This window comes from Streptomyces sp. NPDC054932, assembly GCF_053610205.1.
The window spans coordinates 19,804-32,180 of sequence record NZ_JBSGXU010000087.1; the positions used below are offsets into that span (position 1 = coordinate 19,804).

General features: G+C 74.2%; 11 protein-coding genes. 7 read left to right on the forward strand and 4 right to left on the reverse strand.

The features are described from left to right. Positions 1 to 167: 167 nt before the first annotated feature. The gene (locus ACWGE1_RS22980) at positions 168 to 2,324 is read right to left on the reverse strand and encodes a right-handed parallel beta-helix repeat-containing protein (protein WP_453422353.1); all 2,157 of its coding nucleotides are present in this window, start codon (positions 2,322 to 2,324) and stop codon (positions 168 to 170) included. Positions 2,325 to 2,507: 183 nt separating this feature from the next. Here ACWGE1_RS22980 and hmgA point away from each other — a divergent pair, with 183 nt between their 5' ends. Together hmgA and ACWGE1_RS22990 are read left to right on the forward strand one after the other, a co-directional pair. Then, complete coding sequence (hmgA, locus tag ACWGE1_RS22985; protein ID WP_453422354.1) at positions 2,508 to 3,821, forward strand: homogentisate 1,2-dioxygenase; 1,314 nt, start codon at positions 2,508 to 2,510, stop codon at positions 3,819 to 3,821. A gap of 63 nt (positions 3,822 to 3,884) precedes the next feature. After that, entirely contained in the window at positions 3,885 to 4,634 is a 750-nt protein-coding gene (locus tag ACWGE1_RS22990; protein ID WP_453422355.1) for a GntR family transcriptional regulator, read from the forward strand. Between the two features lie 102 nt (positions 4,635 to 4,736). On the opposite strand, the gene ACWGE1_RS22995 is transcribed toward ACWGE1_RS22990, so the two are convergent. Further along, positions 4,737 to 4,898 (reverse strand): hypothetical protein, encoded by a 162-nt coding sequence (locus tag ACWGE1_RS22995; RefSeq protein WP_453422356.1) that lies wholly within the window; start codon positions 4,896 to 4,898, stop codon positions 4,737 to 4,739. Between the two features lie 136 nt (positions 4,899 to 5,034). Between ACWGE1_RS22995 and ACWGE1_RS23000 the strand changes: the two genes are divergently transcribed. Further along, positions 5,035 to 6,159: a type ISP restriction/modification enzyme gene (locus ACWGE1_RS23000; protein WP_453422366.1), complete on the forward strand. Its 1,125-nt coding sequence runs from the start codon at positions 5,035 to 5,037 to the stop codon at positions 6,157 to 6,159. A gap of 70 nt (positions 6,160 to 6,229) precedes the next feature. On the opposite strand, the gene ACWGE1_RS23005 is transcribed toward ACWGE1_RS23000, so the two are convergent. After that, positions 6,230 to 6,955, reverse strand: coding sequence for a TetR/AcrR family transcriptional regulator C-terminal domain-containing protein (locus ACWGE1_RS23005; protein WP_453422357.1), 726 nt, complete (start codon positions 6,953 to 6,955; stop codon positions 6,230 to 6,232). Positions 6,956 to 7,028: 73 nt separating this feature from the next. Here ACWGE1_RS23005 and ACWGE1_RS23010 point away from each other — a divergent pair, with 73 nt between their 5' ends. The 3 genes from ACWGE1_RS23010 (at position 7,029) to ACWGE1_RS23020 (ending at position 10,145) form a co-directional block, all read left to right on the forward strand. Further along, positions 7,029 to 8,048 carry an ATP-binding cassette domain-containing protein gene (locus ACWGE1_RS23010; RefSeq protein ID WP_453422358.1) on the forward strand — a complete coding sequence of 340 codons (1,020 nt, stop codon included), beginning with the start codon at positions 7,029 to 7,031 and terminating at the stop codon, positions 8,046 to 8,048. Then, on the forward strand, positions 8,045 to 8,833 hold the full coding sequence (locus ACWGE1_RS23015; protein ID WP_453422359.1) for an ABC transporter permease: 789 nt from the start codon (positions 8,045 to 8,047) through the stop codon (positions 8,831 to 8,833). The genes ACWGE1_RS23010 and ACWGE1_RS23015 overlap by 4 nt, the downstream gene beginning before the upstream one ends. A 115-nt stretch (positions 8,834 to 8,948) precedes the next feature. Beyond that, positions 8,949 to 10,145: a CaiB/BaiF CoA transferase family protein gene (locus ACWGE1_RS23020; protein WP_453422360.1), complete on the forward strand. Its 1,197-nt coding sequence runs from the start codon at positions 8,949 to 8,951 to the stop codon at positions 10,143 to 10,145. A 49-nt stretch (positions 10,146 to 10,194) separates the two neighbouring features. Here ACWGE1_RS23020 and ACWGE1_RS23025 read toward each other — a convergent pair whose 3' ends face one another. Continuing rightward, positions 10,195 to 10,464, reverse strand: coding sequence for a hypothetical protein (locus tag ACWGE1_RS23025; RefSeq protein WP_076046471.1), 270 nt, complete (start codon positions 10,462 to 10,464; stop codon positions 10,195 to 10,197). Positions 10,465 to 10,743: 279 nt separating this feature from the next. Between ACWGE1_RS23025 and ACWGE1_RS23030 the strand changes: the two genes are divergently transcribed. Continuing rightward, a partial coding sequence (locus tag ACWGE1_RS23030) for a protein kinase domain-containing protein (RefSeq protein WP_453422361.1) occupies positions 10,744 to 12,377 on the forward strand: 1,634 nt, incomplete at its 3' end.

Genomic DNA, 12,377 nt, shown 5'->3' on the forward strand with positions numbered 1-12,377 from the left:
CGGTTCGGCGGAGCCCGCGGGCCGCGCGGGGCGGCGTACCGCAGACGTCGCACCGGTTGGCGTCCTCGGGCCGGTCGTCGGGCCGGTGGTCCGGGTGGTGGTCGGGGCAGTCGTCGGGCCGGTCGGTCACGGCTGGCCTCCTGCGGTCGGCGCGGCCTGGGCGGGGGTCACGGCGCGGGGTCCCGGTTCGCCGGGGGCTCGGGGGCCGCCGGGGGCTCGGGGGCCGCCGCGCGCAGCACCGGGGCGGGGCCCGCAGGAACCGGGGCGCGGTCGCCCGCGGGGTCGTCGCCCGGGCCGGACGGGTGGGCCGGGGTGCCCGGGCGGGCCGAGGCCACCACCGCCCACAGGACCCAGATCACGGCGATCAGGGCGCGGACCCAGGCGGGGCTCAGGGGGGTCCAGGGGATCATCAGGACCGCCTTGTCGAAGGCGTCCAGCAGGGTGAGCCCGGCCAGCAGCAGCGTCAGGCGGGCCAGCCAGGGGCGGCTGGTGCGCAGGACCAGGCCGACGCCCGTCCACCACAGGCCGAGCAGCAGGAGGGCGATCGCCGGGACGAAGGTGGCGGTCAGGGCCGTCGTGGAGCCGGCCACGTCCAGGGCCAGGCCCGCCAGTCCGGCCAGCGAAGCTGCCGTGCCCAGGCGCGATCGGCGCAGCCGGCGCCACCACAGGACCCCGCCGACCAGCAGCAGCACCGCGGACACGGCGAGCGCGAGCTGGGTCTCCACGCGTTCCGGGCCGCGCGCGCCGTACCAGTCGCAGCCGGCCGGGAGTTTGCGCGCCTGGACGTTGTAGTCCGCGCAGACGAGGAGTTGGACCAGCTTGACCGGTTCGCCGACCAGCCGCGCCGACGCCCCCGAGACCGCGCCCCGGCGGTCACCGCACTGCGGGACCGTGCCCGGGGTGGAGCCGTCGGGTCCGTCCTGCCAGCAGTTGCCGCGGCCCTGGCCGTCCCACCACACGTCCATGCCGTTGGGGCGGGCGGCGCCGGACCTGTCCTTGCCCATGACGTTCCCGGCGTACCGGTTGTGGTGGGAGGTGTCCGTCTGCTTCGACCACGCCTCCTCGCCGCGGATGAAGGCGGGGACCGCGCTGAGGAAGAAGCCCGCGCGCCGGTGTCCGTACACCCAGTTGCCCTCGTAGAGGTTCCAGTTGCCGCCCGCGGTGATGATGCCGGTTCCCGGGGGCATGGAGATCTGCGGGCAGACGACGCCGCGCTCGTAGCCGCGCTCGATCGGCGGCTTGGCGCAGGTGCCGTCGGCGACGTGGCCGTAGTAGTCCTGGTTGTTGTCGTGGATCAGGTTCCGCTCGAATTTGGCGTGGTTCTGGGGGAGCCCGGGGTGCCCCGGGAAGGCGCTGTCCATCGAGGCGCCGCCCATGTTCTGGTCGAACTCGTTGTCGTGCACCCACACCGAGTCGCCCGCGGTGCCGGAGTACCCGACCATGTTGTGGTGGCTGCGGCAGCCGGTGATCTCGATGGAGTAGCGGGGGACCTCGTAGCCGCGGCCGTCGTTGATGTTCGAGGCGCTGCCCGGGTAGATGCCGGAGTCGCCGTTCCCGTACGACTCGCAGTTCTTGTAGAGCCCGTGATCGCTGGCGAAGGTCAGGAAGCCGTACTCGTCGTTCCAGCGGGTCAGCACGTCGTCGATGACGAAGCCGTCGCCCGCCAGCACGTACAGCGAGTTGAAGGTGGTGCGCTGGGCGGTGAAGTTGCGGAAGTAGATGCCATTGGACTTGTCCGCGCGGATGGCGTTCAGCTTCTGGTACTTGGCGTCGACGACCACGTCGAGCCGTGACGCGCCCGTGCCCTCGATCTGCAGGTTCGTCTTGCCGAGGATCGCGACGAGGTTCTGGTTGTGCCGGCACTGCACCTGCTGCTCGTAGGTCAGGATCTGGTAGCCGAGCGAGGACTCGGGGGCCTTCAGCGCGGCGCACTCCCCCGTCGGTTTGGGGAGCGAGGGCTCCTCCTCGTACAGGCCGGGGAGGATCGCGATGTTCATTCCGGGCCGGTCGACGGCGTCGACGGCCTCCTGGAGGTGCCGGTAGCCGCTCTTCTCGCACCGCTCGTAGAGGGCGAGGTTGCGCTGCCTGAGCTCTTCGGGGAAGGCGGATATCCGGCGTTCGAAGGCGGGCCGGTCGGTCTTGCAGACGATCAGGTCGGGCTCCGCGCTGCGGTACTCGGGTACCGATCCGGAGCCGTCGGGGAGGGTGACGGGGCGCTCCTCGTGCGCGACGGCGACGGGCGCGGCGACGAGGAGGGACACGAGAGCGAGGAGGGCGGCGAGGAGCGCCGCCGGCACGGCAGGGAACCTGCGGGTCCACGACATGCGCGTGAGAGTAGAGCATTGTTCATCTTTTGGGATCCCCCTCGACCGAATCCGCGTTCGCGTCCGGCCACCGCGCACCCTCCCGCACCCGTCCCCCGGCCGACCGCCGATCCGCCGTTGACGTGCGGGCCGCGGAATCCTACTGTCACCCATAGGATTCCTTCGACGGAGCGGGAGCAGCACATGAGCGAGCAGGCCAGGAAGACGGCAGAGGCACTGGAGTACCTCACCGGCTTCGGCAACGAGCACAGCTCGGAGGCCGTCCCCGGCGCACTGCCGATCGGCCGGAACTCGCCGCAGCGCGCCCCCCTCGGCCTCTACGCCGAGCAGCTCAGCGGCAGCGCCTTCACCGAGCCCCGCACCCACAACCGCCGCTCGTGGCTCTACCGGATCCGCCCCTCGGCCGCGCACCCGCCCTTCACCCGGATCGACAACGGGGCCCTGCGCTCCGCCCCCTTCACCGAGGCCGTACCGGACCCCAACCGGCTCCGCTGGAACCCGCTGCCCGACCCGGCCGCCGGCACCGACTTCCTGTCCGGCCTGTGGACCCTCGGCGGCAACGGCGACGCCGCCCAGCGCGCCGGCATGGCCATCCACCTCTACGCCGCCAACGCCGACATGACCGACCGGGTCTTCAGCGACTCCGACGGCGAGCTGCTGATCGTCCCCGAGCGCGGTGGACTGCTCCTGCGCACCGAGCTGGGGCTGCTCGCCGCCCGCCCGGGCGACATGGCCATCGTCCCCCGCGGCGTCCGCTTCCGCGTCGAGCTGCTGGACGCCGACGCCCGCGGCTACGTCTGCGAGAACTACGGCCAGCCCTTCGAGCTGCCGAACCTGGGCCCGATCGGCGCCAACGGCCTCGCCGCCGCACGGGACTTCCAGGCCCCCGTGGCCGCGTACGAGGACATCGAGCGCCCGACCGAGGTGATCAACAAGTTCTGCGGCAACCTCTGGTCCGCCACCTACGAGCACTCCCCGCTCGACGTGGTCGCCTGGCACGGCAGCCACGTCCCGTACGTGTACGACATGCGCCGCTTCAACGTCCTGGGTTCCATCAGCTACGACCACCCGGACCCGTCGATCTTCACGGTCCTGACCTCGCCCTCCGACACCCCGGGGCTGGCGGGCGTGGACTTCGTGGTCTTCGCCCCGCGCTGGCTGGTCGGCGAGGACACCTTCCGTCCGCCCTACTTCCACCGCAACGTGATGAGCGAGTACATGGGCCTCATCGAGGGCGCCTACGACGCCAAGGCCGAGGGCTTCGTCCCCGGCGGCGGGTCGCTCCACAACATGATGTCCGCGCACGGCCCCGACCACGAGACCTTCGACCGCGCCAGTGCCGCCGAGCTGAAGCCGCAGAAGATCGACGACGGTCTGGCCTTCATGTTCGAGACCCGCTGGCCGATCACCGCCACCGCGCAGGCGGCCGGTGCGGACCACCTGCAGCGCGGCTACGACGACGTGTGGCAGGGTCTGCAGCGCCACTTCCGCGCCTGACCTGCACTGCATACCCTGCATGCGCAGCACGTCACCCCTGTCCAGCCGTTCGGAGATCCACCCGTGACCGCCTTCGCCCCCGACTCGCTGGTCCTGAACCGGAAGCTGCCTCTCTGGTATCAGGTGTCGCAGTCACTGCGCGCCTCGATACTGGGACGCACCCCGGACGCCTCGCTGCGCCTGCCCACCGAGGAGCAGCTCGCCGGGCACTACGGGGTGAGCGTGCTGACCATGCGGCAGGCGCTCAAGGAGCTGGAGGGCGAGGGCCTGATCAGCCGGCACCGGCGGCGCGGCACCTTCATCGAGCCGGGCGCGCTGCGCAGCACACCGGTCCGGCTGCTGGGCTCGGTCGACGCGATCGTGGCCCAGCAGTCGGGCGACCGGACGACGGTCCTCGGGCACGGCCGGACGGCCGTGTCCGGGGAGCTGCTGGAGCACTTCCCGGAGACGCCCGAGGTGGTCACGTACCGAAGGCTGCGCCACGACCGGGAGAGCGGCGAGCCGACCAACTGGGCGGAGAACGCGGTCCTCCCGGAGTTCGCCGAGGCGGTGGACCTCGCCGATCTCGAACGCTGGCCGATGACGAAGGTCCTGCGGGACATCGTGGGGGTGCGCATCAGCCGGATCACGGACACGGTGGAGGCGCGCCTCGCGGACCCGGAGACGGCCGAGCTGCTCCAGGTCCCGCTGCTGAGCCCGATCCTGCACTACACGGGCGTCACCTACGACGAGGACGGGCGGGTGGTGGACGTGGCCCGGATCCGCTACCGCGGCGACCGGTTCTCCTTCACCGTGACGGTCGACGCGCACTGACCGCGCGCCGCACTCCCGAACCCGCACCGACCGCGTACTGACCGCGCACCGCGCTGCCCGACCGCTGCCCGACCGCTGCCCGACCGCCGCCCGACCGCGCGGCTACTTCTCGTCGTCCTCCCTGCTGCGTTCGCCCTCCGCCTGGGACGGCGTGGTCCGCATCGTCTGGGGGTGCCGCTGCTTGCGCTGCGCCTCGTCCATGTCCTCGTCGAGGCGCTCGCCCTCGGCCTGCGACGGGGTCGTGTATTCGTCGTACTGGCTCATGACCGCCTCCTCGGTCGATACCGTACTTATACGTATATAAGGAGCGTAGCTCTTCGGCCTGGACGCAGCCCGGCCATCGGATCCCGTCGCTACCATCGGCGGCGTGAGCGAAGACGTACCGCTGCTTGAGGATCTGATGCCCTGGGCCGTGGGCGGCCTGCGCCTGGGCCGGGACTGGGTGGCCGCACCCGATCCGGCGGCCCTGCGCGCCCGCTGGGCCGCCCTGACCGGCTCCGAAGGGGCCGAGCGGGAACGGCTGTTCCGCCCGAGCCGCAGCCGCAGGCCCGACGCCGGAGCGGCCGCGCTGCCGGGGCAGCGCTCGGCGGCCACGGCCCGCTTCGCCGACGCCCCCGGCCCCTGCCCCGACCCCGTACGGGTGCTCCGCGAGCCCTTCGACGAGCAGTGGCTGCTGCCGGACCAGCGGCTGATCGACGTGGCCCGCCCCGAGCTCTGGCGGGTCCGGGACGATCACCAGCTGTTCCTCGTCGGGACCCCGGATCCGCTGGTCACCGCGCACCTCCCGGTCGGCCGCCTCGGCCGGATCCGGCCCCTGCACCGGCGCCCCGGCGGCGCCGAGCCCAATCTCGCCCCCGGCCTGCTGCCCCTGCTGGGCGCGCGCCAGGGCGGCCGGGTCACCCCCGAGGACGTCCTGTGCTGGATCCTCGCGGCGGGCCGACCGGGCCCGCGCGGGTACGAGGTCCCGCTCGCCGCCGACCCCGCGCACTGGCGGGCCGGGCTGGAGCTGGGCCACCGGCTGCTCACCGTGCAGGTGCGCGGGGTGCGCGGCGGTGAGCCGCCCCGGCTGCCGGGCGGCCGGCGCCCCTACGTCCGCTCGGCGGTCACGGGCTGGCCGCGCGAGCTCGCGTACGACGCCGGGAGCGAGACGCTGAGCCTGGGGGGCGGGACGGTGTCCCCGGTGCCGGCCGGGGCCTGGGAGTACGAGGCGCAGGGCGTACGGGTGCTTCCGGCCTGGTTCGCCGCCCGTACCGCGCACCGCGGCCCGGAAGCCGACGGTCTGGCGGCGCTGGGGCCCGCCGAGTGGCCGCAGAGCTGGACCTCGGAACTGCTGGCCCTGGTGACCACCTTGGCACTGCTGGCCGAACTGTCCGCGGAGCGGGCGGCGTTCGAACCCGGGCCGGGACTGCCGGCCGCGGCCCTGCGCGCGGCCGGGGTGCTGCCGCCACCGGCCTGGGCCCGGCGCCCGGCTTCGGTGCTGGACCACCAGGAGGAGGGTCCCGGCGGGCAGTTCGCGCTCCTCTGAGGGCCCTTGGCGGTGCCGGCCCGACGCGGGCCCGCCCTCCCCGCCGCGCCACCACGCCTCCCCGCTCCCTCTACGCCTCCCAGGCCCCCAGGAGCCGGGACATCGAGCGGTCGAAGACCTCGGCCATGTCGAGCCCGGCGCCCGGGACCGGCCCGCCGCCGGCGAGGGCCGCCGCCAGCCGCGGGTACTCCCCGGTGGCCAGCCGGGAGCCGAGCCAGGCCGTCCGTACGCGCTGCTCCTCCGCCTCGCTCCAGGGCAGCGAGCGGGCCCGCTCGGCCAGCGCCAGCTCGCTGGCCACGAAAGTCGCGGCGGCGCCGTTGACGGCGGCGACGAGTTCCAGCTTCTCGCCGTCCGGCACGTCGAGCGGAACGAGGCAGTCCAGGCTGTACTCCAGGTAGCGCAGGGCGTTCGGGCCGAAGCCGTACACGGGGCTCAGCAGGCGCGGCAGCCACGGGTGGCGGTGCATCAGCGCCCGCGTCCGGCGGGCCAGCGCGAGCAGATCGGCCCGCCAGTCACCGGTGGGCGGCGGGAGCTCGTACTCCCCGCTGACCGCGTCGACCATCAGCTCGTACAGGTCCTCCTTGCGCGGCACGTAGTTGTAGAGGGACATCGTCCCGGCGCCGATCCCGGCCGCCACGCGCCGCATGGAGACGGCTTCGATCCCCTCCTCGTCGGCGATCCGCACCGCCTCGGACGCGATCGACTCGCGGCTGTGCGCGGGCCTGGGTCCGCGGCCGGCCCGCCGGGGGCGGGACCAGATCACTTCGGGTTCTGCGGGTCGCCCGCCGGCTGTCATGGCTCAGATCACCTCGTCGTCTCGCCACCATCTTAGTTACGTACGCCGTACGTAGTGCGGTACGGTGGCGCACATGACTACTACGTACGCTGTACTTAGTGAGGGTCTGGAGAAGAGCTACGGGGAGATCCGCGCCCTGCGCGGCCTCGACCTCGCCGTCCCCGAGGGCACGGTCTGCGGCCTCCTCGGCCCCAACGGCGCGGGCAAGACCACCGCCGTGCGGATCCTCACCACGCTCACCGCACCCACCGGCGGCCGCGCCCTCGTCGCCGGTCACGACGTCACCCGGGATCCCGCCGCCGTACGCCGCGCCATCGGCGTCACCGGCCAGTACGCCTCCGTCGACGGGGACCTGACCGGCCGTGAGAACCTCCGGCTCTTCGCCAGGCTGGCCGGGCTGCGCGGCGCCGCGGGCCGGGCCCGCGCCGACGAGCTGCTGGAGCGGTTCGGGCTCGGCGAAGCCGCCGACCGGGTGGCCGGCAGCTGGTCCGGCGGCATGAAGCGGCGCCTCGACCTGGCCGCCGGTCTGATCACCCGCCCCCGCGTGCTGTTCCTCGACGAGCCCACCACCGGCCTGGACCCGGCGGCCCGCGAACAGATCTGGACGGCGGTACGGGCCCTGGCCGAAGGGGGCACCACGGTGCTGCTCACCACCCAGTACCTGGAGGAGGCCGACCGGCTCGCCGACGAGATCGTGGTCGTCGACGGCGGACGGGTCGCCGCCACCGGCACTCCGGCCCTGCTCAAGGCCCGGATCGGCGCCCACGCCGAGGTGACCGTCGCGGCGCGCGCAGCGGTCGGGCGCGCCGCCGCCGTACTCGACCGGCTCACCGGCGGCCGGCCCGTGCTCGACGAGGAGCGGCTGACCGTCGGCGTCACCGTCCTCGACGGCGGCCTCACCCTGCCGCGGATCATCCGGGAACTCGACACCGCCGGCGTCCCGGTGACGGACGCGAGCCTGCGCCCGCCCACCCTCGACGAGGTGTTCCTGCGCCTCACCGGGGCCCGCACCACCCCTGCCCCTGCCCCTGCCCCCACCCCCACCCCCGACGCCGACGCCGACGCCGACGCCGACCAGGAGTACGCCGCATGAGCACCCTGCTGTCCGACGGCGGAGCCGTCCTCACCCGTCAGCTCCAGAAGGCCCGGCACGCCCCCGCGCTGCTGGTCCTGACCCAGACCATGCCGATCACCATGCTGCTGTTCTTCGGCTACGTCTTCGGCAGCGCGCTCGCCATGCCGGGCGCCGAGTACCGGGAGTTCCTGGTCCCCGGACTGCTCGCCGCCACCGCCGCGAACGGGCTGATGACCGGCACGTTCACGGCCGCGCAGGACGCCCACCGCGGGGTGATGGACCGCTTCCGGACCCTGCCGATGAGCCGCACCGCCGTACCGCTCGGACAGACGGCCGCCGACCTGCTGACGACCGGCGCGTCGATGGTGCCGCTGATGCTGGTGGGGCTGGCGATGGGCTGGCGCATCGAGAACGGGCTGCCCGGCGCGCTGGGGGCCCTGGGCGTCCTGCTGCTGTTCCGCTTCGCCACCGCCTGGGTGGGCACCTACCTCGGCCTCCTGAGCAGCAGCGAGGAGGCGGCCGGCCAGCTCGGCAGCGCCACCTTCGTCCTGCCGATGCTCTCCAGCGCGTACCTGCCGACCGCGGGGCTGCCCGGGTGGCTGCGGGCGGTGGCGGAGTGGAACCCGATCAGCGCCGTCGCCACCGCCGTGCGCGAGCTGTGCGGGAACGCCGGGGGCGAGGCCGCGGCGGGCGCCGCCTGGCCCGCCGCGCACCCCGTGGCCGGGTCCCTGCTGTGGTCGGTGCTCCTGCTGGCGCTGTTCGTCCCGCTGGCCACGCGCCGGTTCGCCCGCGGCGCCCGGTAGCGGCGGCAGCACCGCCGGCGCCGACAGCGCCGGGCAGCGGTCGTCATATGTGATCAATGGCGCGCATCGCCGCCGGTGTGGTGACAGCAGCCCTCCGACCAGGTAGGCAGGGCCCATGGCTACCGAACCGCTCCCCCTGGACGGCATCACCGTCGTCGCCGTCGAACAGGCCGTCTCGGCCCCCTTCGCCACCCGCCAGCTCGCCGACCTCGGCGCCCGGGTGATCAAGGTCGAGCGCCCCGACGGCGGCGACTTCGCCCGCGCCTACGACACGGCCGCACACGGCCTCGCCTCGCACTTCGTCTGGGCCAACCGCGGCAAGGAGTCGATCGCGCTCGACCTGAAGGACCCGCGCGGCCGGGAGGTCCTGCACGCACTGCTGGCCGGGGCGGACGTCTTCGTGCAGAACCTCGCGCAGGGAGCCGCCGCCCGGCTCGGGCTCGACTCGGCCGCGCTGTGCGCGCGTTACCCGCGGCTGGTCGCCGTGGACGTCTCCGGCTACGGCGCCGAGGGCCCGTACGCCCACAAGCGCGCCTACGACATGCTCGTGCAGTGCGAGGCGGGCCTGGTGTCGGTGACCGGCACCCCCGAGCAGCCGGTCAAGGCGGGGATCCCGGCGGCGGACATCGCCGCGGCCATGTACGCCTTCTCGGGGGTCCTGGCGGCCCTGCTGCGCCGCGGGGTCACCGGGCGCGGAGGCAGGGTGGAGGTGTCGATGCTCGACGCGCTCGCCGAATGGATGGGTCACCCGCTGCACCACACGATGCACGGCGGACAGCAGCCCGTGCGCACCGGCCTCGCGCACGCGGTGATCGCGCCCTACGACGCCTATCCGACGGCCGACGGGGACCGGGTGCTGCTGTCGGTGCAGAACGACCGCGAATGGCGCCGACTGGCCGAGCAGGTCCTGGAACGGCCGGAGTTGGCCGAGGATCCGGCGTACGCGACGAACACGGCGCGCACCGGGAACCGGGAGAAGACCGACGCGGTGGTGGCGGAGGCGCTGGGCCGGCTCGGCGCGGACGAGGCGATCGGGCGGCTGGAGGCGGCGGGGATCGCGTGCGCGCGGCTGAACTCGGTGGCCCAGCTGGCCGGGCATCCGCAACTCGCGGCCCGGGACCGCTGGCGGGAGGTGGAATCGCCGGCCGGCCCGCTACGGGCCCTGCTGCCGCCGATCGGACTGCCGGGCGGCGCGGCACCGCACATGGGTGCGGTGCCTGCGCTGGGCGAGCACACCGAGTCCCTGCTGCGCGCCCTGGGGATGGCGGACGCACAGATCTCGGAACTGCGCCGGGACGGTGTGATCGGGTAGGGCCGGGAAGCCGGAGGCCGAAGGGCCGACGGCTGCGCTACGGGGACGGTTACGAGCGGCGGCTGCCGAAGAGCGTGCGACGCAGGCGGCGCAGCGGCGCGAAGAGCGAGACGCGCGCGCTCCGGCTCCGCAGGCGGTGCGTGTGGTCGCGGGAGGTGAGCTCGCGCATCAGCAGCGTCGCCTCGGCGGTCTCCCGGTGCGGGACGGCGGGACCGCCCAGCACGGCGAGGTGGCGGTCGAGGCGCGAGCTGGTCGCACTGCTGCCGCAGGTGATGGCAGGCACGCGAGGCGGCCTGCTGCGCATTGCTATCTGTTCCATGATCTCTCCCCACCCGTACGAGGGCACCCGGCCCGGGCAGGTTAACCCTATCGCCCCCGCGTCGCCCCCGGGTATCCCGGTGGTGTGAATTACCCCTGTGGCGACGGGGAGTTGACGATTACTCAGCGGAGTCGGCGATTACTCTCCGCACAGACGTCACGCTGCGAAAGGCCCTCGCGCGAGTCCCGTCACGACAGGGGCCACTTGGCCCACACTGCGCTAACTTGGAGTGATCGCCCGGTGACACCGGGGCGCACTGGAGCACACTCGGGGGCGCGCGTGAGTGACCAATCGAACTCCGATCGTGTCATCTCGGGCCGCTACCGGCTGCTCGAACCGATCGGCCGCGGCGGCATGGGCATCGTCTGGCGGGCCCGGGACGAGGTGCTCGCCCGCGACGTCGCCGTCAAGGAGGTGCGGGCGCCGGCCGGACTGGAGCCGGCCGAACTGGAGCGGCTGTACCGGCGGCTGGAGCGGGAGGCCTGGGCGGCGGCCCGGGTCTCGCACCGCGGGGTCGTCACCGTCTACGACGTGGCCACCGAGGACGGCCGGCCCTGGATCGTGATGGAGCTGGTGCGCGGGCTCTCGCTGGCCGACGTGCTGGAGGCCGAGGGTCCGATGCCCCCTCGGCGCGCCGCGCACATCGGGGAGCAGGTGCTCGCCGCACTGTGCTCCGCGCACGACTCGGGGGTCCTGCACCGGGACGTGAAGCCGGCCAACGTACTGATCGCCAACGACGGCCGGGTGGTGCTCGGCGACTTCGGGATCGCGACCCTGGAGGGCTCCTCGGCGATCACCATGACGGGCGAGGTGGTCGGCTCCCCCGAATTCGTGGCGCCGGAGCGGGCGTTGGGGCGCGATCCCGGTCCCGCGTCGGACCTGTGGTCGCTCGGGGTCATGCTCTACGCCGCCGTCGAGGGGGTCTCGCCCTTCCGGCAGGCCACCCCGCTGGACACCTTGCGGGCCGTGGTGGACGCGGAGTTGCCGCCGCCGCGCCGGGCCGGGGCGCTGGAGCCCGTACTGGAGGGACTGCTGCGCAAGGACCCGGCCGAGCGGCTGCCCGCGGCGGAGGCGGCCCGGATGCTGCGGGTGGTGGGCGCGGGCGGGGCCGTACGGGCCTCCGGCGGGCCGGTGTCGGGTCCGGACGCGCCGACGGCCGCGGCGGTCCACGGGCCCGGGGTGGCGCAGCCGCCGGCGGCGCGGCCCGCGCGCGCGTCGCCGTACGGGACGCCGCCGTACGGGACGCCGCCGCCGGCGGCGCGCGAGGACCGCGCCGGGCTGGTGCTGACGGTCGGGATCGTGCTGATGCTGCTGGCCCTGGCCGCGGTGGGGTGGCTGCTGCTCAAGGACCGCGAGAACACCGGTGGGAGGGGCGGCGGGAACGGCGGTGCCCCGACGGCCCCGGCCACCACCGCCCGGAGCGTCACCACGACCCCTTCGGCGGCGCCGTCGCTCCCGGCGTCGGCGTCCGCCCCGGCCCCCGTGGGGCAGCACGTCTCGGTGTACGTGGACACCGTGCGCTCCTCGTACGCGGGCAGTTGCCCGCCGCCCGCCGAGTACGCCCCGGCCTTCACGGCCACGGTCGAGGTGGAGCGCACCCCGGTCGTCCTGGAGTACCGCTGGGCCACGCGCAGCGGGCGGACCTCCGGCCCCGGCTGGCAGGCCGTCACGTACGAGGAGGGCGGGCCGAGGAGCCGGCGCCTGGAACACACGGAGCTCACGTACGTGGCGGACGCGGCCTTCGAGGACGCGGTCCGGCTGGAGGTGCGGGGTCCTGCCGAGGTGGGCCCCCACTGGGTGGCCACCTCCGTGTACAGGCGGAAGGCGACCCCCACCAGCGGGGCCCCCACCCCCCCACCGCGTGCCTCACCCGCCTCACCCCCGGCCAGCGCCCCGGCGACAACCGCCGCCCG